Origin of the sequence: Alteromonas sp. NFXS44 (assembly GCF_040148705.1) — a bacterium.
Taxonomy (GTDB): domain Bacteria; phylum Pseudomonadota; class Gammaproteobacteria; order Enterobacterales; family Alteromonadaceae; genus Alteromonas.
On sequence record NZ_JAGDEA010000011.1, the window covers coordinates 180,483 to 206,175 of the forward strand.

General features: G+C 48.5%; 20 protein-coding genes. 7 read left to right on the plus strand and 13 right to left on the minus strand.

Annotation, left to right across the window (positions count from 1 at the left end):
- Positions 1-8 precede the first annotated feature (8 nt).
- The 3 genes from J3369_RS14605 to J3369_RS14615 are packed head-to-tail and all read right to left on the minus strand — an operon-like array spanning position 9 to position 4,006.
- A complete protein-coding gene (locus J3369_RS14605; RefSeq protein WP_349588151.1) occupies positions 9-1,088 on the minus strand; it encodes a GNAT family N-acetyltransferase in 1,080 nt (359 codons plus the stop codon).
- Between the two features lie 5 nt (positions 1,089-1,093).
- Positions 1,094-2,539 (minus strand): exosortase, encoded by a 1,446-nt coding sequence (xrt, locus tag J3369_RS14610; protein ID WP_349588154.1) that lies wholly within the window; start codon positions 2,537-2,539, stop codon positions 1,094-1,096.
- Positions 2,540-2,593: 54 nt separating this feature from the next.
- A complete protein-coding gene (locus J3369_RS14615; RefSeq protein WP_349588157.1) occupies positions 2,594-4,006 on the minus strand; it encodes a TIGR03013 family XrtA/PEP-CTERM system glycosyltransferase in 1,413 nt (470 codons plus the stop codon).
- A gap of 198 nt (positions 4,007-4,204) precedes the next feature.
- Between J3369_RS14615 and J3369_RS14620 the strand changes: the two genes are divergently transcribed.
- From J3369_RS14620 to J3369_RS14635, 4 genes are read left to right on the plus strand one after another with little or no spacing between them, the layout of a single operon-like run.
- Complete coding sequence (locus J3369_RS14620) at positions 4,205-4,792, plus strand: XrtA/PEP-CTERM system exopolysaccharide export protein (RefSeq protein ID WP_442858431.1); 588 nt, start codon at positions 4,205-4,207, stop codon at positions 4,790-4,792.
- Positions 4,793-4,817: 25 nt separating this feature from the next.
- Positions 4,818-6,392 (plus strand): XrtA system polysaccharide chain length determinant, encoded by a 1,575-nt coding sequence (locus J3369_RS14625; RefSeq protein WP_349588159.1) that lies wholly within the window; start codon positions 4,818-4,820, stop codon positions 6,390-6,392.
- On the plus strand, positions 6,392-7,306 hold the full coding sequence (locus tag J3369_RS14630) for an XrtA-associated tyrosine autokinase (protein WP_303572996.1): 915 nt from the start codon (positions 6,392-6,394) through the stop codon (positions 7,304-7,306). The genes J3369_RS14625 and J3369_RS14630 overlap by 1 nt, the downstream gene beginning before the upstream one ends.
- The gene (locus tag J3369_RS14635; protein ID WP_349588162.1) at positions 7,272-8,951 is read left to right on the plus strand and encodes a TIGR03016 family PEP-CTERM system-associated outer membrane protein; all 1,680 of its coding nucleotides are present in this window, start codon (positions 7,272-7,274) and stop codon (positions 8,949-8,951) included. The genes J3369_RS14630 and J3369_RS14635 overlap by 35 nt, the downstream gene beginning before the upstream one ends.
- Before the next feature lie 104 nt (positions 8,952-9,055).
- On the opposite strand, the gene J3369_RS14640 is transcribed toward J3369_RS14635, so the two are convergent.
- On the minus strand, positions 9,056-10,153 hold the full coding sequence (locus tag J3369_RS14640; protein ID WP_119502062.1) for an XrtA/PEP-CTERM system-associated ATPase: 1,098 nt from the start codon (positions 10,151-10,153) through the stop codon (positions 9,056-9,058).
- A gap of 106 nt (positions 10,154-10,259) precedes the next feature.
- On the minus strand, positions 10,260-11,687 hold the full coding sequence (gene hldE, locus J3369_RS14645; protein ID WP_349588165.1) for a bifunctional D-glycero-beta-D-manno-heptose-7-phosphate kinase/D-glycero-beta-D-manno-heptose 1-phosphate adenylyltransferase HldE: 1,428 nt from the start codon (positions 11,685-11,687) through the stop codon (positions 10,260-10,262).
- A 23-nt stretch (positions 11,688-11,710) separates the two neighbouring features.
- Between hldE and J3369_RS14650 the strand changes: the two genes are divergently transcribed.
- On the plus strand, positions 11,711-12,061 hold the full coding sequence (locus tag J3369_RS14650; protein WP_303572992.1) for a GIY-YIG nuclease family protein: 351 nt from the start codon (positions 11,711-11,713) through the stop codon (positions 12,059-12,061).
- A 2-nt stretch (positions 12,062-12,063) separates the two neighbouring features.
- Here the strand turns inward: J3369_RS14650 and J3369_RS14655 are convergent, their stop codons facing one another.
- Positions 12,064-12,975 carry a DUF350 domain-containing protein gene (locus J3369_RS14655; protein ID WP_119502065.1) on the minus strand — a complete coding sequence of 304 codons (912 nt, stop codon included), beginning with the start codon at positions 12,973-12,975 and terminating at the stop codon, positions 12,064-12,066.
- Between the two features lie 97 nt (positions 12,976-13,072).
- Here J3369_RS14655 and glnE point away from each other — a divergent pair, with 97 nt between their 5' ends.
- Positions 13,073-15,940: a bifunctional [glutamate--ammonia ligase]-adenylyl-L-tyrosine phosphorylase/[glutamate--ammonia-ligase] adenylyltransferase gene (gene glnE, locus J3369_RS14660; protein WP_349588168.1), complete on the plus strand. Its 2,868-nt coding sequence runs from the start codon at positions 13,073-13,075 to the stop codon at positions 15,938-15,940.
- Between the two features lie 57 nt (positions 15,941-15,997).
- Here the strand turns inward: glnE and J3369_RS14665 are convergent, their stop codons facing one another.
- The 7 genes from J3369_RS14665 to J3369_RS14695 all read right to left on the minus strand — a co-directional run bounded on the left by J3369_RS14665 (position 15,998) and on the right by J3369_RS14695 (position 22,972).
- Complete coding sequence (locus J3369_RS14665) at positions 15,998-16,612, minus strand: TcpQ domain-containing protein (protein WP_349588171.1); 615 nt, start codon at positions 16,610-16,612, stop codon at positions 15,998-16,000.
- 106 nt (positions 16,613-16,718) lie between these two features.
- Positions 16,719-17,648: an LpxL/LpxP family Kdo(2)-lipid IV(A) lauroyl/palmitoleoyl acyltransferase gene (lpxL, locus tag J3369_RS14670; protein WP_349588174.1), complete on the minus strand. Its 930-nt coding sequence runs from the start codon at positions 17,646-17,648 to the stop codon at positions 16,719-16,721.
- 120 nt (positions 17,649-17,768) lie between these two features.
- Positions 17,769-18,026 carry a DUF3081 domain-containing protein gene (locus tag J3369_RS14675; protein WP_303572988.1) on the minus strand — a complete coding sequence of 86 codons (258 nt, stop codon included), beginning with the start codon at positions 18,024-18,026 and terminating at the stop codon, positions 17,769-17,771.
- Positions 18,027-18,109: 83 nt separating this feature from the next.
- Positions 18,110-18,682 (minus strand): outer membrane beta-barrel protein, encoded by a 573-nt coding sequence (locus tag J3369_RS14680; RefSeq protein ID WP_349588177.1) that lies wholly within the window; start codon positions 18,680-18,682, stop codon positions 18,110-18,112.
- Positions 18,683-18,700: 18 nt separating this feature from the next.
- On the minus strand, positions 18,701-19,936 hold the full coding sequence (locus J3369_RS14685; RefSeq protein ID WP_349588180.1) for a hypothetical protein: 1,236 nt from the start codon (positions 19,934-19,936) through the stop codon (positions 18,701-18,703).
- The gene (locus J3369_RS14690; protein WP_303572986.1) at positions 19,905-20,702 is read right to left on the minus strand and encodes an outer membrane lipoprotein-sorting protein; all 798 of its coding nucleotides are present in this window, start codon (positions 20,700-20,702) and stop codon (positions 19,905-19,907) included. Before J3369_RS14690 ends, J3369_RS14685 begins: the two co-directional genes overlap by 32 nt.
- Positions 20,699-22,972 carry an efflux RND transporter permease subunit gene (locus J3369_RS14695; protein WP_349588184.1) on the minus strand — a complete coding sequence of 758 codons (2,274 nt, stop codon included), beginning with the start codon at positions 22,970-22,972 and terminating at the stop codon, positions 20,699-20,701. Before J3369_RS14695 ends, J3369_RS14690 begins: the two co-directional genes overlap by 4 nt.
- Before the next feature lie 291 nt (positions 22,973-23,263).
- Between J3369_RS14695 and J3369_RS14700 the strand changes: the two genes are divergently transcribed.
- Positions 23,264-25,507, plus strand: a complete 2,244-nt coding sequence (locus J3369_RS14700) for an acyl-CoA dehydrogenase (RefSeq protein ID WP_349588187.1) — start codon at positions 23,264-23,266, stop codon at positions 25,505-25,507.
- Positions 25,508-25,693 lie beyond the last annotated feature (186 nt).

Below are 25,693 nucleotides of genomic sequence, written 5' to 3' on the forward strand. Positions count from 1 at the left end.
GGATTGTGTTAACGCAATCCGGCTTTACGGGCAACGCCGGAGGCGAATGCCAAAGCCTTTATTACCAGCTTCTGCCATCCTGATGCATAAGCAGTCATACTGTAAACGGGTTCAGAAAACTCTGTCAGCGACTGTTTATAGCTTTGTTTAACACCGCTGCTAAGAAAGTCATATCCCTTTATCCCCTGCCCTGCGGCATATTCTGCCATTAAATAATGAATAAGGGTGCCGGGCGATATATTCGGGCTGAATCCGCTATCAATACCGCCCTGATAGAAGTAAACAGAATTACCGGACTTCATGCCGTAAAATGCACTCACAGGCTTTCCGCCGACTTCGGCATAAGCCAGCAGTAAAGTACCCTGCTTCAGCAGTTGCACGGCCAGAGACTGATGAAAGCGGTTGAAATATACATCATCAAAAATGGTGTTGTGCTGCTCCCCTTCCCAGCGCAACCGGTGTAAATCTGTGAGCACAGAATAGAACGCATCCAGCGACGCCGGATCGCTGCATATATGCAACTGACCACCTAAGCGGGTAAACAGGTTATAGTAGCGCTTTGCCTTCTTTTTGAGCTTTGTTCCGGCTAAACCGTCATCTTCAAGGTTCATGAAGTAACGTTTCTGTGCCACTGTATTATCAACAAGGGACGGCGGATAAGCTTCGTCGGCTAACCGCAACAACAGAGCATCATGTTTTACGTTATTAAGCACCAGCCCTTTGCCGGTTGATTTTATGGCTTCGATAAGAATAGCCGTGACAGTATCAACATGCTCTCTGCATACCAGCACATCGTGATATTCACTGAAAACTTCGCTTTCCTCAGGCTCACCGGTGCCGGTAAATCGTAAACGGAAGGGCTCGCCTTTACGTTCATACAAGGGCAGAACAGCGATCATTTGACCATCGCTATGGAAAACACAAAGGAACTGTAACCGTGATATCAGGTGCCGGTAAGTGTCGAGCCAGGTGAGATTCCACGCAGGACTGAGGAAAATATGTGCATTCTCTGCCCGCTGATACAAATCCTGCCAGAGTGGCTTTACATTGAAAGCCTCCTCCGGTGTATCAATAACGCGCAGTTGCATAGCTGTCAGTATTTTTGATATTCAAATGCGTCTGCAATCAGCTGCCACTTCCGAGTCAGAGTATTGCAGTTACTGTCACAGACAGTATGGGCCCATAGCAGGCCGGAGCGGCGCTCCCCCCTGAGTGCATTTTCAATACGTAATTTTTTCATTTCACCTTCGGAAGCCACTTTGCCGCCGGGTGCAATAAAACTGTGGGCAAATAAATGCAGATGCCGTCCGTCACTGACCAGTTGAATAGTCCAGCTGCCATCGGTTATCCGGTTTATTTCCTGCCATTCTACAGGTGCTGACTTCACCTGATATTGTGTAGGCTTACCGTCAAGATCTGACCCGTCGAACAAAATACTCAGCGTATCAAATGCGTATCCCTGAGAACGCTGTTCTTTAACACACACTGCTCCTTTATACGGAAGAACCGGAGCAACCTCAGCATCAATAGCAGACAAACCTTTGCAAGTCTGGCCAAGCGGTGCGGGATCAGCATGTAAGGTCAGCTGTAAAGCCGCAGAGCTCAAAATCAGGAAACATACAGAGGTAACAACTACGGGTTTACGTAAAGCAAAACGCCCCGTACCCTGCTCAGGAGAATGCCTTTCTGCGGCGGGCTCCTTTTTCACCAGTTTTTCACCATACCAGAAGAGAAGAATGATAAACGGCGCGTAGATATACCAGCCAAAGTTATTATGGTCCCGCATCAGTTCACTTTGCATATCAGAAAAATGACCAATGAGTATCAGCGCAACGATTCGGATCCAGTTGGTTATCAGTGCACCGACAATAGCCAGCGTCATGAACTTAGCAATTGAAACTTTATTCCTCAGATTGAGAAACACAAATAAAGAACCGATAGCCAGAGACACAATGAAGTAACGCAAACCACTACAGCCACCGGCGATAACAAACGTTCCTTCGGGGATCAATACCGAAGTATTTTCCACATAAGTAGGAATACCGGTGAACCCCATGATTTTCATCACAGCAAACACGGAAAGATGTTGGAGCACGAACTGCAGTGCGCCCCACAACGGGTACATAAATAACAGGAAAGCTACTGTATAAGCCAGCCCTGCAGTGAACGGAACCAGTAACCAGAAACTGTTTGCCAGTAAGGCCAGCGACAATACCCACACCGCAAGGCTCAATTGCGCGGCAATGGAGAAGTAGTAAGCAATAAATAAGACAATAAAAGAAACGACAGCAGGCCAGAAAACGGCCTGGCGGGGTGTAAGCTCACCTTTGTTGGCGAGCACATACAATAAATAAAGAAAAATAAACGGGATCAGATACGCGTGGGAATAAGTACCATCGTCAAAGCCATGCCGCCACAAAGTGATCATGACCGGATAATTGACCACTGCCCACAATACTGTCAGCGCACTTAACGCAAAGAAAACAAATCTTGCCGGGTGTGACTGCAAGAAACCTGACATTCCCGCCTTTTCTTTCATGTTCTACATCCTGATATGAATACAACATCCCTGTTTCTTCACAAAACCGGCGTGTTATCTGCCTTTGCCGAACAACACAATTTCTACAGTTCTGATTAGGATAAGGATATCCAGCAGCAAACTTTGGTGTTTCACATAGTAAAGGTCGAATTTCAGTTTTTCCATAGAATCTTCGACGCTTGCACCATATGGATAGTTTAACTGCGCCCAGCCTGCCAGGCCCGGCTTAACGTTATGACGCTGATTATAATACGGTACTTCACGAACAAGTTTTTCAACAAATTCAGGACGTTCAGGGCGCGGACCGATGAAAGCCATCTCACCTTTAAACACATTGAACAGTTGCGGCAGCTCGTCAACCCGGTACTTACGGATGAAGTGACCAATCCGGGTCACCCGGTCGTCATTTTTACTGGCCCACTTCGCGCCATCTTTCTCGGCGTCAGGCCGCATACTTCTGAACTTAATAATTTTAAACAACTTACCATTCAGCCCTACACGTTCCTGCTTGTAGAACACCGAAGCGCCGGTCCGGCGGCCATCATCCAGCCAGATGATGGTGGCGGTAATTAACATGAATGGCCAGGTAAAGAAGAATACAAAGGAGGCAAGAAACGCGTTAAGCAGGTAATCAATAGCATCACGAAGGTAGTTCTGACTATGAAAGCCATTGGAGTAAATGACCCAGCTCGGATACATCAGGTTGACCACAATCTGGCCGGTCTCGCGCTCCATGAAGTCGAGCAGGTCTGTGACTTCTATACCACGCAAACGGCATTCGAAAAGCACATCAATGGGCAGTGTACCCCGGCGCTGATCGCAGGCGATGACAATCTCTTCTATTTCATTCTCGGCAATGAACTGCTGGAAGTTTTCGTCTACCTTCACATGAATAATTTTTTCTTTCTTAATACCATCTTCACGGTTATCACCGGGTATGGGAATGAATCCCATGAGATCGAATCCGATACGGTCAACATCCCGGCGCATACGCTTTTCAATAATAGAAGCCCGTTCACCGGCTCCTAATACCACAATGCGCACTTTGCCTAGTCCGAGTAAGCCAAGGCGATTTGTAAAATAGCGGAAAATCACCAGCGTAATAATGATGCTGGCAACAGCGGCCGGAAGAAAATAGGAGTGCATGGTGAGTTCGTCGAACAGCGCTCTGCTGACCACCTCTACCAGGAAATAACTTAAGCCGACACTGACAAATATGCGCCGGATGATACCGCGGAAAGTCTCTCTGAGCTTAGCTTCGTAAAGGCCCACAGACAGTGAGCAAACGAGTATGCAAACGGTCAGCATTCCCACATTCACAACCAGCTTTTCAATACTGACTGTTTCACTGACACCGATCTGAACCAAAATGAACTGCGTAATGTATGCCATATACGCCACGAGCAGAGCTTCGGTCACTACAAGTATATTTGATCGTTTACTCTGGTTGTGCTTATTTATCGCCACCCTTGGCCCCCTGATACTGCAACATCTTTGTTCATGATAAAGGTTATTATTGTAATAGACTACATAAGATGTTGGCATTATAGTGGTATTTGCCGTAGGGTAAATTACATTAAGGCAAAAAAATTAATCATATCGAGTGTAGGATGAACTCTCATGTACTGGTCTAAACACGTTTTAAGTTTGACGGTTGTCGGCGCAATGACAGCCCTTTCTGGATGCACAAGTCACTCATCGTTGCCGGAGGCAACGGCCCACCCATCAATGACAACCAATGTGAACGATTATCAGTATCTCATTGGCCCGGGCGATTCGCTCACCATTTTTGTTTGGCGTAACCCTGAAATTTCTGGTCAGTTTATCGTTCGTCCGGACGGTAAAGTGACAACTTCACTGGTTGAAGATGTTGATGTAGCCGGTAAAACGCCTTCTATGCTTGCCCGCGAGCTTGAAGAGCAACTCTCTACCTTTATTAACAACCCCCGTGTAACCGTTAGCGTTAATAACTTTGCCGGTCCGTTAAGCGAACAGGTTCGCGTTATCGGTGAAGCAACTAACCCGCGCGCGATCAGCTACACAGAAAACATGACACTACTGGATCTGATGATTGCAGTGGGTGGACTGACAGAATTTGCTGACGGCAATGATGCCAAGTTGGTTCGTGTTGTAGATGGCCGTCAGACAACGTATGACGTGAACATCGACGCGCTAATCCGTAATGGCGACATCACTAAGAATGTCGACATTCTGCCAGGCGACATCGTAATCATTCCAGAAGCCTGGTTCTAGTTGTAAAAAGTAGTTGGGACATTAAATGCAGGATTTACAGCGCACCCTTGGTCAGCTGAGTGACTATTTAAAGGGAATTTGGGTTAAAAAGCGTCTCATCATTGTGTGTACCTGGATACTCTGTCCAATAGGTTTCGCGTATGTAGCACTATTGCCGGATGTATACCGCTCCCAGGCGGTTGTGTTCGTTGATACCCGTTCAGTACTTCAGCCTTTGCTTAAAGGTCTGGCGATCCAATCCAACCCGGATCAGGAAATCCAGATGATGGCAAAGACACTACTGAGCCGCTCAAACGTTGAAACCATTGCCCGTGAAAGTGATTTAGATCTGACGACGACCACTGACCAGGATTTTGATAACATGGTTAATGGTCTGACTCAACAAATCCAGTTACGTTCAACCGGCAGAGACAATATTTTCACCATTTCTTATGAAAATAAGAATCCGGCCATGGCGCAAACCGTGGTGCAGGAAACACTGAACCTGTTCGTAGAAGGCGCGTTAGGTAACAACCGTCGTGATACCGATACAGCTAACCGTTTCCTCGATGAACAGATTGCAGAGTACGAATCCAGATTGTCAGAAGCCGAACAGCGACTGGCCGGATTTAAACGACAGTACAATAATATTCTTCCTTTACAGGGCACTTTCTACTCAACACTGCAGACATTGAGTAATGAGCTGGAAGCCACCCGCCTTCAGATTAAGCAGACGACACAACAGGTTGAATCCTTACAAAATCAGTTATCAAAGGCCAAAAGTGCCGGTGACAGCTTTGGTGTAACGAATCAAACTGATTCCGTGTTGCGTACCCGTTACGACGAACGGATCAAAGCGCTGGAAGAACGTCTGGATGATTTACAGCTACGCTTTACTGATCAACACCCCGACGTGATTGAATCAAAAGCGCTGCTGGCTAATCTGGAAGAAGCCCGTCAAAAAGAAATTGATGAGTTTCTTAACGCCGGTGACGGCGAAGGTGATGACGTTCCGATGAGCGACCTGAATCAGGAAATCAAACTTGAGATCAGCCGTCATCAAAGTTCTATCGCAGCATTAAATGTGAAAGAACAGGATTTACAACGCCGTATTGCTTCTCTTGAGTCTAAAATCGACCTGGTTCCGCAAATCGAAGCAGAATCAGCGGCACTAAACCGTGATTACGATATTACCAAGGGTAAATATGAAGAACTGCTGGCCCGCCGTGAATCTGCGGACCTGTCCAGACGTGCGGATGTATCTGCCGAGGAATTACAGTTCAGAATTATTGAGCCGCCGTTGAAACCTAACGAGCCTTCCGGCCCGTACCGCATCATCTATTACACGCTGGTTTTATTAGTAAGCTTTGGATTGGGTGTTGCTCTGGCATTCCTGCTCAGTCAGCTGTCACCATTGCTTATCCGTGCATCTCAGCTACAGCAGATTACTGATTACCCGGTATGGGGTACAGTCACGCATCTGAATATTGATAAGATTCGCAAGACTAACCGTATGCGAATGGCAATATTCCTGCTGTCGTCGGGTGTGCTGGTATTAATTTACGGTGTACTGGTTGGCGCAGAATTGCTTAACATCGATCTACTGCAGGGTGTTTTATAATGAGCAGTACTATTGAAAAGGCGCTTCAACGTCAGCGTGAAGCCCAGAAAAAACAAGCAGAACTCGCTGCTCAGCAGGCAACTGCTGAGCCTCAGACCACTGCACAACGTCCCGGCCAGGTTGCTGCCCGTTCGTCTGTCGCAAGTCAGCACGACGGCGCACCCACACAGCTGGAGCCGTTCACACTTGATATCGAAAGGCTTGAACAAAATGGCCACATTTCGATTAATGGTGTTCGTAAACAAATAAACGAAGAGTACCGGGAAATAAAACGTAAGCTGATTAACAATGCTTTCGGCCCGATCTCTTCAACGCTGAATAACAGCAATATCATCATGGTGACCAGTGGTCGTCCGTCAGAAGGTAAAACTTTTACCGCCTGTAACCTTGCGATGAGTATCGCTGCAGAACAGGATAAAACCGTTCTGCTGGTAGATGCCGATGTGCTCAAGCCTAACGTATTAAATACGCTGGGACTCAAACGCCGCAAAGGACTGATGGAATATCTCACCGGTGAAGTAGAAGACATCTCAGATGTACTCTACCCTACCAACCTGGATAAACTTAAAATCATCCCGGCGGGTAAATCTCACCATCTGACTACCGAATTACTGGCCAGCCAGAAAATGGCTGAAACTGTGAATGAATTTGCTAACCGCTATCCTGACCGTATCGTTATTTTTGATACACCTCCCTTAATTGGTATCACTGAAACAGCGGTACTGGCTAATTTTGCCGGACAAGCTGTTGTGGTAGTCGAGGAAGGTAAATCAAAGCTTAATGACGTACGTCATGCGGTAGAACGATTAAACCCGGACATGGCAATCGGCTTTGTGGTTAACAAGTCGGTCCATAACGATCCGGAAGGAACCGGTTACTATGGATACTACTACGCAGAAAGGCAAGATTCTTAGTATGCGCAATGCACAGCGTTCAAACAAAAAATGGTTACCGGCTTTAACGCCGGTAGCTTTGTTGCTTATGACGCATTTGTCGCACGCTCAGGGGCTTAATGCGTCTGCTTCTGTAGAAGGTTCTACCATTCTTCAAAATCGTCACTCTGATGTTCGTAATGAAGAATTAGTGACTTTCACTGTGAAGCCTGAAGGTATTTTAAGATACGATTCCCGCACCTTCTCCGGTACGGTTATTGGCAGTGTCACTCACCTTGAACGTGACTCTGAAGATGTTGCCCGTAAAGATACCTTCTCAGAATTTTCTTATAACGCAAACTGGCAGGCGATAGACCACATTCTGAGCTTCCGCGCGTCAGGAAACCAGAGCTACATTGATGGCTCCGGTGGTGATTTCCTGATTTCTGATTATTTTTTAAATGCGGAATCGCTGGCGAAAGTAGAAACTCAGAATTATGGCGCCTACCTGACCATTCCTGAAGGTGACTGGATAGCCGGCGGTGGTTCGCTGGTCTATGCAAAAACCAATGCTGAAGAATCCGAGTTTCGTCCTAATATCGGGCTGAATAACGACTCTGCAGCAGGTTCCCTTTACCTGATGAATGGTGACAATGCTCAAAATTACTTCTGGAACCTGAACAGCACATACACCAAGCTGGAACGTTCAGAAGAGTCGGGCAACGGTGACTATATCGGCAAATACGCCACCGGTGCACTGGATAGCATGCTTTATAACGATTGGGGTATCCGGGTCACCGCCAGCTACGATGCCAATGAGCTTGTAGCCCGTACCGATGAATTCTCTAATGAACGGGAATTTAAAAGTTACGGTGTGGGTATTACCTACCGTGAAGCTGCCGGCCGTTATATCTCTGTGACTGCGAACAAAGTAGACTCAGACGTAGAACGGGATGACGGCGATGTCTTTGTGGGCGTTGACGCCGCATGGGCACTGACACCGCGCACCAGTGTTCAGGCTTCAATCGGACGCCGGTTCTATGGCCGTTCAGCCAGTGCCGGTATTACCTACAATACCCGCAAGATCCGTGGTGCTGTTAATTATTCTGAGCAAGTCACATCATTCAGTCAGTTGATTGCCACGCCGCAGTCTCTGGGCGTGTTTGTTTGCCCTACCGGAGATTTCACGGCAGATGCCTGTTTCCAACCCTCTTCACTGGATTACACGCTGGGAGACGATGAGCAATTCCTGCAGTTTATTACGACGGGGCTTGAGTTATCTAATGCGATTTTCCTGAGAAAAGCTGCAAACGGTGAATTTGGTATCCAGGGTCGTCGCGGTACCATCGTACTTAATCTGCAATACGCAGATGACGAATACCTCGACTTTGATCAACAACGTAAAACCTACTCTGCTAACCTTAGCAGCAGCTATCAGTTAAGCCGTCACTCGAGCTTACTGGGCAACCTGCGCTACGGTGTCACTGAACAAATGAATAACGGTACCGACCGTGACAGCGAACAGTGGTTCGCGTCTGTTGGCCTACGCCGTACATTCAGCCGTTACTTCAGTGGTGATGTGGAAACTGGTTACGTCACACGTTCAGGCTCTCTGGCTACCAGCGCTTATGGTGCTGACTACAACGAACGCCGCATCAGTGTGACTATCCGCTACGACTTTGAATAAAGTCCATGCCGGTTAAATTCAAATAAAAACGCCGCTTCACAGCGGCGTTTTTTTGTTTGTCTTTCACGTTTGTGTGAAGAAGAAAACGGGGCTCCTCAGGATCCTCAGTCTTCATCTTCCTCTTTAAGCCGGGCATACGTCTGGTATTTTTTCTTCAGCATTTTATCAATGTACTGAGTCAATTTTACCTTGTGCGCGATAGCGTCATCCAGTGCATCTACCAGCTCAGCCAGCATGGCCTTATAATACTCAGCATCCTGCACTTCTTTGCCTTTTGGCGTCACCAGCTTCTGATGAGGACCTTTCTTTTTCAGACTGGCAACCACTTCAGATAAATCCATATCTTCGTCGATATCGTCAGACTCATCGTCCATCACCGGCGCATCCGGCACAAACATTTCATCTTTAACTTCGTCGATGACAGTATTTACCGCTTCTTCGTCAAGCGTTTCCAGTTCCTCAAGGAATCCGAACAACAGTATACGGTCCATCAGGGTGTTAATTTTGCGTGGTACACCGCGGGTAAACTGATGGATACGGGAAAAGGCTTCGTCTGAAAATAAAGACTCACCATTCCAGCCCGCATGGTGCATGCGGTACTCGATGTAACGTTTTGTTTCTTCTTCCATCAACGGTGCCAGGTGGCAGGAGGCCACGATACGTTGACGGAACTGCTCCATATTCGGTGCGCGCAGAATTGGCTGAAGCTCTTCCTGACCAAGCAGGAAGCTTTGCAGTAACGGTTTTCCGAACTGCTGGAAATTCGACAGCATACGCAGCTCTTCGATGGTTTCCAGCGGCAGATTTTGCGCTTCATCCACCAGTAACAGCGCACGACGACCCTGCTTGCTTAAATCAAACAGAAACGTTTCCAGCTCTTTAAGAATATCGGCTTTGGTGAGGCCGGCCACATTGATACCGAACTTAGATGCAACCATCTTCACCAGTTCATCCGGTGTCAGTTTTGGTGTCACAATTTGTGCAGCAACAATATCGTCTTCAATTTCAGCCAGCAGACTGTTTGCGATAGTGGTTTTACCCGTACCGATGTCTCCGGTGATAACGATAAATCCTTCCGCCTGGGACAACCCGTATTGCAGGTATGACATCGCCCGCTTGTGCCATTTACTGGCGAAGAAAAAAGCCGGATCCGGCGTTAGCTGGAACGGCTTGGAATCAAGTCCATAAAAACTTTCGTACATGTATTATACCGCTGATACTGAAAACCACTTCTTGTGTGCATCAAGGGTATCGTAAAGCAGAGTTAACCGCCATGCCTTAACCGGACAAATTGGCGAATAAAAGAGCTTATTGTTGCCCGCTGACGATCTGGCTGATGATTCCGGTGGTAGATACACCTTCTTCAAAGTGCAATACCCGCACCTCGCCGCCGTTTTCCATGACTTCTTTGCCGCCGGCAATCTCTTCCACTTTGTAGTCGCCACCTTTCACCAGGATATCCGGTAGCAGGCCGGCTATCAGGCGCTGCGGCGTATCTTCACTGAACGGCACGACCCAGTCTACCGCTGCGAGCCCGGCAAGCACAGCCATACGCCGGCTTACATTGTTAACAGGGCGTCCGGGCCCTTTAAGACGGCTGACAGAAGCATCATCATTTACTGCCACAATCAGACGATCACCTAATTTTGCAGCGGCTTGCAGATAGCTCACATGACCTGCATGCAGAATATCGAAACAACCGTTCGTCATGACAATTCTCTCACCACGGTGACGGGATTGCTTCATCGCCAGTCGCAATTGCTCTTCAGTCATCACACCACCATCAAGATGGCTGGCCTGCTCTCCCAGCGCCACCGCAAGTTCTGTAGTCGATACGGTTGATGTACCTGATTTACCAACCACAATACTGGCAGCCAGATTCGCCAGCACACAGGCATCAGCCATACTGCTGCCTGCCGCCATTGATACGGCAAGTACAGATACCACCGTGTCGCCGGCACCGGTAACGTCATACACTTCTTTGGCTTTTGCCGGCAGATGAAACGGACTGTCGCCCTTTTTAAACAAGGTCATGCCCTGCTCTGAACGGGTCAGCAACACAGACTCCAGAGACAAGCTGTCTCTTAAGGACTCAACCTGAGCAGCTAAGACTTCTTCACTGTCTGCTTTGCCTTCCACCGCTTCAAGTTCTGCACGGTTAGGTGTAATTAACGTGGCGCCTGCATAGCGGCTGAAATCATTACCTTTAGGGTCGATTATGACCTGCTTACCGGCTTCTTTTGCAGCCTGAATAAATGCCTGAGCATCAGTCAGACAGCCTTTTGCATAGTCTGATAATACGACCAGGTCGTGCTCAGGAAGCGCATCATAAAATGCCTGAGTCAGTGCTGCTTTGTCAGCTTCTGCAAAGCTCTTTTCGAAATCCAGTCTTAACAGCTGCTGATTCCGGCTCATCACCCGTAATTTCGTAATGGTATCGTAACCTTCACAGCGCACCAGCTTATGGGAAATACCATGCAATGACAGACGCTGTTCGAGTATACCGGCATTATCATCATTGCCGCACAAGCCCAGCAGCGTCACCTTTGCCCCCAGTGTTGCAGCATTAATTGCCACATTAGCTGCCCCGCCCGGCCGGTCTTCTGTGCTGTTTACGTTAACCACAGGCACCGGCGCTTCCGGCGAAATACGAGCGGTTCCGCCAGTCCAGTAGCGGTCAAGCATGATATCGCCGGCAATCAAAATACGGGTTGTGCTAAAGTCTGGTAGAATCATGTTTTTTCTGACTATCTTCAAAGTTGCAGCAGAGTATACCAGCCATCAAAGTAAAAGAGCAGACACAGGCATCGTCATGGTATGTGTATATGGTGGAAAACCGCCTGGGACAATTCTATACCGGTGTCACAACAGACCCGGCCAGACGGATCCGTCAGCACAGAGGAGAAATTCAAGGTGGCGCAAAGGCGCTTAAAGGCAAAGCGCCACTGGTGTTCCGGATGGTGGTATCTGCCACAGACAAATCTGCGGCGATGAAAGCGGAATACTGGCTTAAGCAGCTCAGTAAAAGGCAGAAAACCGCCCTGCTTGACGGTAAAAAAGCACTTCCCGGCGACTTCCCGGACCGCACTTCGCAATTCAAAACGTGCTGAGCTTAATCCAGAAACGCCAGCACACCGTTCACAATGAGTGCAATCCCGATACTGAGCGTTAACTCAAGACAGGCCACGCCGATATTATGCTGCTGATCCACTTCCTGGCGGTAGTTCAGGCCAAACAGCAATAACTTCTTACTAATGGTGACCAGCACCAGTAATGCGAGGGACAGTACCACACCGGTGGCCAGCCAGCCGGTGATATTACTGACATAGCCTGACGGGTGATAAGTCAGCAGGTGGCTTGCCGACGACACAATCATGGCGATACCTAACAGGTTGCCCGCATGTTCCACCGCCAGTGCCAGTTGTCCTTTTCGCAGCGCCCCCTGAAATGAGTCGTTCTGATTATCCCGTGCATACCGGATTTCATACACCCTGGTCATCATCAGCAATAAGGCCAGCACCACAGTAAAGCCGGTCACAATGGCGATAATCGCGTTCATATCGCTGCCATCCACCCACAACATCATGCTGCGCAAAATAATGGCGCTGGCTATCAGACTGGCAGCATCTACAAGGGCAACGCTGACACTACGCTCTCCGATTAAGTCCATGGTATCCAGCTTATTCAGCACAATTTTGTCATGGGCATAACGGCCGAATTTAACCAGTAATACCCCGGTTAAACCAAAAATCAGCATCCCTTTTGTTGCTTCCAGATATCCCTGCCCCACATGACGACCCACTACTGAGCCAACAACGATACACAGTGACAACATGCCGCCGGCCATGCTGATCCCGAAAGCGAAGTTATCCTGCACTCCCAGCTCTTCTACTACAGAGCGCTTGCGGAACGCACCGGACAACCATTTCATGACCATTAACAGCAATAAAGCCAGACCAAAATCTATCAGCAGATAAACCCATAAATCGTGGGGCAGCGGGTTCAGCTTTACCAGTGCATCCATGAAATATTAACTCCGTATTCAACGTTAAACAGGACTGGAGACCCTGTGCATCTTGTGCCAGACTCGGTGCACATTCACTCTGACGAAAACATGTATTATGCCTACGAAGGAAGTAAAAAACAGGATTATCACTGAAAAGGGAACAGCTTGCTGGCAGGCTCTGAATGAACGGCATTCTCTGGGTGAGCAAATTCAGTTACATCAGGCAGAGGTCATAGCGGCAACGGGCTGCAGTGAGTTTATCTTTCGTCAGTGTATGCAGGATGTGGAAAACCTTGAATTTTGCCTGTCAGACGCTCCGGTTCCGGTAACCGCTGAAGCTTTCAGTGACAGCCTGAAGCCACTTTTAAACGACCTTGATGAAGCCGGAATGATGCGCGTTTTACGCCGCTTCCGTAATCAATACATGGCCAGAATCGCCTGGCGGGATCTGCTGAACCGGCAATCCATAGAAACGTCCTTACAACAGGTATCCGCGCTGGCGGACGCGTTGATCCTTTGTGCTTATGACGCGCTTTACAGCATTCATTGTAGTAGTTTCGGCACACCTGAAGGGAGCGAAGGCCCGCAGCCCATGCTGATTTTAGGTATGGGAAAACTCGGCGGCAGAGAACTGAATTTTTCGTCAGATATCGATTTAATCTTCGTTTATCCGGAAAAAGGCGAAACCTCAGGCGGACGAAGAACTATGGAGCATCAGCAATTTTTCATTAAGCTTGCTCAGAAGCTCATTAATGTTCTCAATAAAATCACGCCGGACGGTCAGGTCTTCCGGGTAGACATGCGCCTCAGACCATTCGGTGACAGCGGACCGCTGGTTATGCACATGGCCGCGTTTGAAGATTACTATCAGGAGCAGGGACGGCACTGGGAACGCTTCGCCATGATTAAGGCCCGCGTGCTGAATCCCCCATCACCCTACCGCACTGAGGTTGAAAGTATTCTTAAACCTTTTACTTTCCGCCGGTATCTGGATTTCACGACAATAGAGTCACTGCGGGAAATGAAGGGGTTGATTGCCAGCGAACAGCGCCGCAGACAACTTACCGGCAACATAAAACTGGGTGCCGGCGGTATCAGGGAAATTGAATTCTTTGCCCAGAGCTTCCAGCTGATTCACGGAGGCCGCGAGCCGGACCTGCAGGTTAAAGGGTTACACGAAACACTCTCTGCTATCGCCGCATTAGCACTGGCCGGAAAAGATGATATAGAAACCCTGTACAGTCATTATCTTTTCCTGCGGAAAACCGAACATACCCTGCAGCAAATTAATGATGAGCAAACTCAGCTCCTTCCGGCTGATGAATTCCGCCGGACAGTACTCGCAGAAGTGACAGGCTTTTCCTCATACGATGATTTTCTTCAGGAACTGGAAAAGGTGTGTCATGGCGTTCATACCCGTTTCCGCGAGCTTATCGACAGCAGTGAAGACAATCATGACGCAGATGACTCTGTGTTTCTGCGCTGCAGGGACGCCTGGGATCTTGAACTGACAGAAGACGAATTTTGTGCACTGACCACACCACGGTTTGACGGAGAAGACGGCCGCACTATTTTTTCAATCCTCAGCAATTTTAAAGAAAAACTGACTCATACCCGGCTGGGACAGCGTGGCAGGGATACGCTGAACAAACTGATGCCGGAAGTCCTGTATGTTCTGTCGGAAGAAGCGCCGGAAAAAATGATAACCGTGCTACAGCGGGTGCTGAACGTGATCAGTGCGATTACCGGGCGTACCACTTACCTGGATTTGTTGCTGGAGAATCCCGATGTACTGCGCCAGTTAATGAAACTGTGTGACCGCAGTAACTGGATTGCTGAACAAATTCAACGATTCCCTCTTCTGCTGGACGAACTGCTGACGCCACTTTATCTGCAACAGCAAAAAACGGGATACCGGCAAAGCCTGGATACTTACCGTGACGAATTGCGCCAGAGCCTGCTGCGTGTTGAGCCTGAAGACGTAGAGCTGCTGATGGATACATGGCGTCAGTTTAAGCTTTGTCAGCAGTTGCGCATTGCCGCCAGTGATATCAGCGGATCTCTGCCGGTAGCCAGTGTCAGTGACAAGTTAACGGCTCTGGCAGAAGTCGTACTGGAGAGTGTTCTCAACAGCGCCTGGCAGCACACCACAGAGCGTTACGGCCCGCCGTCTCACCTGCAGGAAGGAGAAACCGGTTTTGCTATTGTGGGCTACGGCAAGCTTGGCGGGTTTGAACTGGGCTACGGCTCCGATCTTGATTTAGTGTTTTTACATAACGCCCCGCAGGACAGCCACACTACCGGCAAGAGAACGCTGGATGCCACTCAGTTTTATATTAAGCTGGCTCAGCGCATCATGCACCTGCTGAACACTAAAACCCTTTCCGGACAACTGTACGAAACCGATCTGCGACTACGTCCGTCAGGCAATGCCGGCCTGTTAAGCTGCCATCTTAACGGATTCAGAAAATATCAGCAGGAGGACGCCTGGACCTGGGAACATCAGGCACTGGTAAGAGCCAGAGCCATTACCGGCGATGCGGCGGTGATTGAGTCTTTCGAAGATATCCGCAGAACGATTCTCGCCAAACCCAGAGACACAGGCTCTCTGGCAAAAGACGTCACTGAGATGCGGGTAAAAATGCGGGAGCACCTGCTTAAAGATAATGCGGAAGGACTCGACCTTAAACAATGCAGCGGCGGGATCACGGATATAGAGTTTATGGCTCAGTTCTGGGTACTGGGCTATGCCACACAGCATCCGGGGCTGATGGACTTTCCTGATAATCTTCGCATCATTGAACAAACCGGCAAAGCGGGATTAATCACTGAGGATACCGCCAGTCAGCTTCAGGAAGCGTATCTGGATTTGCGTGACAGATATCACCAGTTAACGCTGGCGGACCACAGGTATGCAGGAAAAGAGGATTTAAGTGATATCAGAGCCGGTGTACAGAAAATCTGGCAGGAAGTCTTTGCCTGAAGCTTTCTGCGGGCGCCCTTTGCAGGCCAGGGGCATCTCCGGCTCTGAACTGACATGTTAGTTTACAACGTTGCAGTTTTTCTTCAGAAAGGGCGTCACTTCTTCAGTTACCACCAGAGAACGTTGTTGCGGGCACACATACGTGCCTACTCCGCTTTCAAAGTTTGAATCAATGGCACTGGCAATGTCTGACAATGAACCGACAATGGTGTTATCAATCTGAAAGTGATACTTGATGACAAAGTCCTGGTCCAGATCCCAGATAACCTGCATCCCTTCCTGCTGGGCATACCGTGTAATGGCTTCACGTAAGGTATTGCCGGGCTTGAAGCTCCGGTTCTTGTGTTCACCGACCCAGCGATTATTAGCCGGTTTCAGTTCGCTGGACATACCGGACAACTGACTGTCCAGGCTGCCGCCCTCGTTGTTCAGTTCCACCACAAAGTCGCTTTCCTGATCTTCGATAGGATCGCTGGCCGTCATCCGGTATTCACGGTAAAACTCACTGAGCCCCTGTGAAATGGACTTTTCCTCTTCAGGTTTTTGCGGAGCTGATGATTTGTTTTGCTCGTAGAGCATAACCACAATACCGGCAACCACCAGCGAGGCAAGCGCCACGCCAATGTGTTTTGCCCAGAAGGCAGCATCTGATTGTCTTTGTTTAGTGGCCATACAACACATCCGGACAGCGCATGTTATTCCTGTTTCAGTATAGACGGAAAATGGACTTCACGGCTACTTAGTAAGGAAAAAATCATACTAAACAACTAACTAGCCATCAGTCGTAAAGCGATGGAGCATCCGGATCAGGACGTGTTTTAAATCGCTTGTGCGCCCACAAATAGCTTTCAGGCTGTTCAGCGATAATTTTTTCAATGTGCTGGTTCAGCAATGTCAGAGCAGGCACATCTTCCAGTTCACGCAATGCTTCCAGAGGCGGATAAAATTTCACTTTATAACCATCCCGCGTGTACTGCGAAGTGATGATCAGCGGCACACTGTCAGTTCTTCTGACGAACATCAGGGTTGCCGTGGTGGTTGCCGTATCTTTCACTCCGCCAAAGGGAACAAAAATACTTTGCGCCCTGCCGTAATCCTGATCAGGAAGATATAAACACAGTTCTTTTTCAGCCATTGCTGCGAGCAGGGCTTTAGCATTACGTTTGTGGATCATATATTTATTTGAGCGTGCACGGCCATGATACTGAAGATAATCCATCAGCGGGTTATCATGCTTACGATAAAACGCAATGGCAGGATGGGTATAACCCAATCCACGACAGGCAAACTCCAGGTTCATGTTGTGAAGCGCCATACCAAATACGCCCCTTCCCTGAGCCAGCGCCGCTTCGACATGCTCGTAACCTTCAACGGTAAAGTGTTTCTTAATCCGCCACGCCGGCCACCACCAGCCCATTCCGGTTTCGAACAGCGCCATGCCAGTACAACGAATATTTTCTTCCAGCAACCTTGAGTGCTCACCGGCTGACAATTCAGGGTACATAAGTGCCAGGTTCCGTCTGGCTACATTGACCCGCTTGGGTAACAGCCGGGCGATAAGTTTTCCTGTTCCGGCACCAAGCATGCGGATCACAGGAAACGGAAGCCACAATAAGAGATAAAGCACGCCGGCACCCAGCCAGACGCCCCAATATTTAGGGCCGAGATAGGAAAATTTGAAAACAGGGGGTTTTATAGCAGCAGACAAAAATAAACCATCCGGATAATTATTTGCTGCTTATTGTACTCATTTGTCGCCTGCCAGCATACCGGCAGGCGAAAGAAAGCAGGAAAACTCCGATGAGTCTGCTTAAACGGTCAGAACGGGCTAATACTGCTTATCGATTTCTTTCAGTTTTTTCTCAAACTGATCGTAAGCATCCTGAGACGGATAATCAAAATGGTACTGATTGTGAAAGCCGAATTGCAACTTCACCTTAGCATCTTCAATGAACAAGGTATAACCATCATGGTCAGTGAATGCCACAATGCCGTTAAGTAAATATTTATCGTCTTTCTTCTCGCCGCTCTGGCGAATTTTATCGAACACCTGAAGCAGAAATTTACTTTCCAGTTCATTTTTCATCGGAGAGATACTCCATCAGCAACTGTCATACTATTCATACGGTAACAGCCGCCGATGGATTACTTTTACTTACAGCGAAGGGACTAATTAAAGTTGTAGCGAAAACCGAGGTTCAGCACGGTGGCAGCGAAATCGTCCTGTCCACGAACGTATAATGCTTCCATTCGCAGCATGCTGTTCAGACCGACGTGATAGTCAAAGCCCAGTCCGGCCATGCCAGCAATAATGCCATCATCGTAAGCACAAAAGCCTTCAGGGATTGAATCAATATCACTGACCTGGCAACTGCCTGTTTCAATGCTTTGCAAACCCTGAACGTCAACATTCATGACGCCCAGTTTGTAGTATAACTCGCCGGTACGCCCGCCCGCTTTACCCAGCACCGCCAGATAAAGGCCCTGGGCTTTCAGCGCATCGGTATTGCCTTCTTCATCCAGTAAATTCTGGTAGCCGGCTTCTACATACCATTTACTGCTGAACTGGTGACCCAACGCAAGACTGTACGCCACGCCTTTATTTTCAGTGTCGCCAAATTCTGCATCGGTATAACCCACCGTCGCCAGACCGTACATTCTTTCGGTGGCCTGCGCGTTGAAACTAAGCCCTGCAAGACTTAACACCGGTAACAGCAAGGCGGTGACTATTCCTTTTTTCATACTCTGCAATTCCTTTCCTTAGAAATAATATTCCAGCGCTACCTGTACGTGGTCGTCACGGCGCATGTAGTAAAACGTGTCGTCGGTTTGATCGGAAGAAAAGAAGTAAGCGTCCATCTTCCAGCGCCAGTTGTCAGTCATACGGCTTGAAGCTTCAACAAAAGCACTGTAGGTATCGCTTTCATCCAAATCCTGAATGAAGCCGGATAAGATTTCTGTACCGTCGATATCATTCCAGACCCAGCGTAATCCCAGCATCAGGTCGTTCTGACCGGTGGCGAAGAAATTATCTTCACGCTCATCGTACTGATATTCCATCAGCACACCCAGATCATAAGAGGTACCGAAAACACCCACTGAGGTGCGCTCAAAGCCTGCCACTGCGGCGGCAAAATCTTCACTTTGCCCTGCGCGGTAAATACCTTCAAACTTAAGTAACCAGGCGCCCTGCACTTTCAGCAAATCCACGCCGTATTGTTCAATTTGGGCATAGTAAGGCTGAATAAACGGTGTGCTGTTTCCATCGGTTGCCTGCAGCAACTCAGGTTCACGGGTTGTACCATCGAAATAAGACAGGCCAATTTCCCAGTCCCCCAGAGAACGTTGCCATCTCAGTGCAAAATCCACATGGTTCTGTTCATCATCAGATTCATACAACGCCGAATTTTCACGAATTTCAACAGGCGGACGTAAGCGGCCGTCTTCACCCGGGAAGGTACGTTCACGAAAATATGGCAAGACAAAACCGGACAATGTTCCCCAGTCACCAAACACGTTGAGATTAATCATCGGCTGACCAAGCTTATCTTCGCCGTCGATGTTTTCTACCATGTCAGTCTGATTAATGATGTCGACCAGGTGAATGGATTCCGTTTGTCCCCAGAATACCTTGCTTACACCGACACGGGTTTCCCAGTTATCCGCTGCGTGCATCCACATTAATTCACGTAAATCAAAGTGTGTACGTTGCTCATCTTCCTGGTCCAGACGGGCAAACGGCTTAAACAGAATACTGTCGATGCCGTCGTTCCATTCCGTGTACATTTCAGGTTCTAAAAACACGGAAGCCTGAGAGCGGGGTTGCCCGGGATACGCTGCATCCTGAAGAAAGTAGCGGGTTTCCACACCGGCTGAGCCACTAATGTCAATATCTGACATGTCAGCCATTGCACCGGCAGAAAATCCCAGTGCGGCGGCAACAAGTGACAAACGTCTGACGGGGTTAGCGCGCCCGGCGTAAACTGTTACTGTCAAAGTCCGATTCCTCTAATTCTGTGCCAAATTCCAGTTTGTGTGTAACCAGTTCGGTAGATTTTTGTGTTTGCAGATTGTACATAAAACTACGCAGAGGTCGCCAGAACTCCCCCTCAAATAGTTTGTAATCTTCAAATTCGAGTACTTTAAGGGCTTCACCCTTGCGGTCGAAAAATTCAACCTTACGGGGCCGGTAATGTTCTTTATCAATCCATAAAATTTGTTTCGAATAGCCCGAATATTCGTCCATAGGGGTCTGTTCGAGTACGTAGACATCGTCCCCCTGATACTTGTCTTCACGGAGTAAGTCGTAAGAGAACTTAGGGATTTCAAAGGACGTCATGTCTTCAAAGGCATATTCGCTGCCCAGAAACGGTCCGGATTTGTTGCTGGTTGAAATCCGGCGGACACGCTTCACAGCCGGCAGAAAAATCCACTGCTCGTCCGGTGCATCAACATGACTGAAGCTTAAAAATGCGGTGCCGCTTAAATCCCGCGGTGAATCAAATATTGTCAGCGCCTTATCACCGTCGGTAGGCACTTCCAGCGTTTTCACCCGCATTTCCCGCTGGGCTTCCTGCCCCTGGGCATTGCGCAGGGTCATGGTAATACTGGCAACTGTATTTTCCCAGCCACGGTTAACATCTTTTCTCGCTGTCGCAATACGAAGGCCTTCTTTCTCAGAGGCTTCATCTGCAATAACCGGAGTCGTCAGCACCACACTCAGTGCCAGTGACGCTAAAGAGAGCTTGCGTAATTGTCTCATGTAGCTTCCCTCGTTGTTTTGTTTTTATCTTTATCCAGCCACATCAGGAATGAGGGCAGGAAGAGTAAATCAATAAATAATGCTGCAATGAAGATAATGTTTGTCATTAACCCCATGTCTGAGTTCAGGCGGAAATCAGACAACAGCAGTACACCAAAGCCGGCAGCCAGCACCACTGTTGTGGTGATCATGGCCCGGCCTACGGTGCGGAATGCGTATTCCACGGAATCCCGCACGTTCATATTATCTTTTCTTGCAGCCTGGTATTTCAGCAGGAAATGCACAGAGTCGTCGACGATAATCCCCATGGTCATACTCAGTTCTACTGACAGCGCCATATTGATTTCGCCGGACATCATGCCCCATATTCCAAAGCCCACACCAGCCGGCATTAAGTTAGCCATCAGGCTGACTATTCCCAGCCGCCAGGACCGCAGTGCAAGAGTGATCAACAGTGAAATCACCACCAGCGCAGCTACTGAGCCCCACACCATGCTTTCCATGTTTCTGGCACCGATGTGCGCGAACATTAAAGCGGGGCTGGCCGCTTCCAGACGCAATTCTGGTGCCAGTTTACCAAACCACCGTTTGGTCCGCGCCTCAAATTCGGTGAACTCCTCACTTCCGAGGTTTTCCAGCACGGCAATAATGCGAACACCGGACTTGTCGATATCTATCTGGTTATTCAGATCGAGACCATATGGCAAGGACATTTCGTACAATAACAGGTACTGTGCAGCGAGGTCTTTAGATTCCGGTAAGGTGAAATATGCCGGATCATCATCATGCATATTCATGTTGAGGCGCTTGATGATGTCAGCAAAACTCAGCACATGTTTGACCTCCGGCTGCGTGCGCAACCATTTGGCCAGTGCATCCACCTCTTTCATCACCGCCGGGTCATTGATGCCATAGGGCTCACCGGTATAAACAGCAAAGTCGATATTCGACATGCCGCCCATATATTTCTTTTGGATTTCAACGGACTGACGAAACGGTGATGATAAATCGAAGTATTCCACAGCCACATCGTTCAGGCGGTTATTCAGGCAGAACAGCAGCGACACAGTGAGAACAATGACCGAATAAGGCAGAATTCGGCGGTGATTGCTGATAACCCATCCACCCAGTTTTTTAACCTGTGTGTCGTCGCCATTTTGCTCTTTAACGCGGGGGGCTGGCAGTAAAGTGAGCATAGCCGGCAGCACGGTCAAAGACAAAATACAGGCCAGTACAACCCCGACGGCGGTTAAATTTCCAAGGTGAGATAAAATAGGCACTTCCGCAAAATTCAGCATTAAAAAGCCAATTGCTGTGGTACCGCTGGTAAGTAAAACCGCCTTGAGGTTTAGCACAATACTTTCAGCCAGTGCCTGCTCCTTCGCCAGACCCTGCTGAATTTTTTGCCGGTAAGTCACAATAATGTGTAGGCAATCAGCGACAGCAAGCGTTGTGACCATGGTCGGCACATTGACCGTAGAGGGGCTCAGAAAAATTCCCCACCAGCCGGCAATTCCCATCGTCATCACAATCGTGCCGCCAACAACCACGAGCACTACTGCTGATGCTGCTTTTGAGCGTGTTAACAATGCAATCATCACCGCAATGATGATAAACATAAGCGGGATCAGAGTAGACGCATCATCCTGCGCTGTCAGCGCGAATGCGTCATTCATTGTCACAATCCCGGACAGATAAATTTTGTGGTCCGGGTAGGCGGTTTCATATTTCTCTTTTAACTCTCTGGCGAACGCCCCGATCTTCATTATCTTGGGAGTCTGGTCGCCTTCGGGTAGCTGAATTGTGACATTGATTACCGCCATCTCTTCGTTGTCGGAGATAAGCCGCCCGCGTAAATTTTGGATGGGTTCAATAACTTCCCTCACCCATCTGATATGGGCCTCATCCGTTTGCCCTTTGCGGATAAGATCCTGCACCACCAGCCCTTCCTCATCGGCGAAGGTATACTGATAATTCGACAGTGACTCCACCCGGTTAGACATGGGGATATGCCAGGCATCCTCTGTGAGGGCATGGATAAGTTCGAAGGTTTCCGGCTGATAGACGTTTTCACTGTCCGGCAAAATGAGGAAGGTAACATTTTCGCTTTTGCTGAAAACATTCTGCATTTCTTCATAAGCCAGCTTCTGAGGATCATCAGGCTCAAAGAAAACTTTATAGTCTCCGCGGAAATAAAGATTACCGGCTCCGAAACCGGTGATGACGCACGCCAGCAGAAACAGTGCAATGACTGTTTTCGGTTTTTCCATGCACCACCGCGCCCAGGCCGGGAGTGTTTGCATAAAATGTCATGTCCTTTTATCTGTTCTGTTTCACAGTGTATCTGCTAAAAGCACAGAGTGTAAGTATTTGCCCTTATACGCAGGATTTCCAAAAAGAAATTTAATGTTAAAAAAAACAGCCGAAAAACAAGCAGGTAAATAAACCCGCGTACTGGCTCAGGTATCTCATTTAACAGACTGCTTACATAACATTTGATCTTTGGAAAATGTCATGTAGTATTAAAAGAATACAACTGGTCAGATGAGCGGATGAGTAATATGAGTATTCGAAAAAGCCTGAAAAAAGTTCTTCCACCTATTTCTGTGACAGAGCAGGAAGCATTGGACGCCGGTGATATCTGGTTAGAAGCCTCTATCTATCAGGGCAAACCAGACATGCAAGCCCTGCGTGCCATTCCACAGGCGAAATTAAGTGCCGATGAACAGGCATTTATTGACGGCCCTGTGCAGGAATTGCTGGGATTAATCGATGATTTTGAGCTGGCGAACGGGAAGCACATTCCGGATGAGATTTTAGCGTTCCTGAAGAAACACCGTTTCTTCTCAATGATCATTCCAAAGAAATTTGGTGGTCTGGAATTCAGTCCTTACGCCAACTCAACCATCGTTGCAACTATCGCTGCGAAAAGTGGTGCTATTGCCGTAACCGTTATGGTGCCTAACTCGTTAGGTCCGGGCGAACTGCTTATGCACTATGGTACAAAAGAGCAGCAGGACTACTATCTTCCCCGCCTTGCAGTGGGTGATGACATTCCCTGTTTTGCACTGACCAGCCCTGAAGCCGGTTCTGATGCAGGTGGCATTCCTGATGCAGCTATCGTCACGAAGGGTGAATGGGAAGGTAAAGAAGTTATTGGTCTGAAAGTAAGCTGGGACAAGCGTTATATCACGCTTGCGCCAATCGCTACCGTACTGGGCCTCGCATTTAAAGTTTTCGACCCTGATCAATTGCTGGGTGAAAAACTTGAGCTGGGTATTACCTGTGCCCTGCTGCCAAAATCTCACCCCGGCGTAGAGCTGGGTAACCGTCACGATCCCATGGGACAACGTTTCTATAACGGTACGACCCGTGGTAATGACGTATTTATTCCTATGGATTTCATTATCGGCGGTCAGAAAAACATTGGCCGCGGCTGGCAGATGCTGGTGAGCTGCTTAGGGGCAGGTCGTGGTATTTCACTACCGGCCATGGGCGTTGCAACAGGTCAGGCGGCACTGAAAGCGTCTGCAGAATACAGCTTTGTGCGTGAACAATTCGGACTGCCAATTGGCCGCTTCGAAGGTATTCAGGGCAAACTGGCAGATATTGCCGGTAAAACGTTCCTGCTGGAGTCTATGCGCGTTCTGACAACAGAAGGTTTGGGTTTAGGCCTGAAGCCGTCAGTAGTGACTGCGATTGCCAAATACCACATGACCGAGCTTGGTCGTGACGTGATGAACTCGGCAATGGATATCCTGGCGGGTAAAGCCATTCAGCGCGGACCGCAAAATACGTTATCCGGTGGCTACAGTTCATTACCGATTGCCATTACGGTGGAAGGTGCCAACATTCTGACCCGTAACCTGATGATCTTCGGCCAGGGTGCAATGCGTTGCCACCCATACCTGAAAGAGATGGTGGATCTTATTCACAGTGACGACCACTCTGCAGACGGCGAATTCAATAAAGTATTGAAGAAAACGGTCAGTTTCAGTGTCAAAAATGCGTTCCGCAGCTTAGGTAAGAGCTACATGCCCTTCCTGCGCGGTGCAGAGTCTGCACTGCCGGAAGTGACTAAGTACGAGAAGCGTCTTAATGCATTGTCAGCAAAACTGGCTCCTATGGCCGATTTATCGCTGGCGGTACTGGGCGGTGATCTGAAAAAGGCAGAATTGCTGTCAGCCCGTCTGGGTGATGTAATGAGTTATCTGTACGGCGCCATGGCAGCCATCCGCTTCTATGAGCAACGTGTAGAAGACCGTAAACTGGCACAGCCTTACTTCGAATACGCTATGGAGTGGACGCTGCAACAGGCTGAACAGGCACTGGTTGATTTCATCGGTAACTTCCCGAATACAGCAACCCGTGGTCTGATGCGCCTGCTGACCTGTACGTATACAAATTCAGTCAGCGGGATCAGCGATAAGCTGTCCTGTGAACTGGCTCTGGCATCCATGCAGGATAACAGCATCAAAGCACAACTGACGCACCTGGTTCGTCCTGTTGCCGGTGACGGTAACGACATCAACGAGCAGGCGTTTAAAGCGAAACATGCTGTAGCCCATCTGTTAGGTAAAGTACAGAAGGCGCTGCGTAAGGAACCGGTCATCCCTTTCCTGTCGTTTGAAAACGCACTGAATAAGTTACAGGAGCGCGGTGTTGTAACGGCTCAGGAAGCTGAAATGCTTCACGATTACAATGAGAAGCGTAAGCTGGCTGTCCGGGTTGACGAGTTCAACTTTGACCTGGAGCCGTTATCTCAGGAAAAAAGCGATTCTTCAGCGAAGAAAGACGCTGCCTGATATCCTGAATACTGCTCTACAGCATTGATTTAAAAGGTGACTACGGTCACCTTTTTTTATTGCTTTTTGCCGGTTTTGCACTATACCTTTTAGCAGGAACTTTTCCGGTTTACCCGGGCGGTACGCTTCTCCGTCATCTCCCGGTGAATACACATAAAATGTGACAGGGCCGTCCAGCTGACAGGA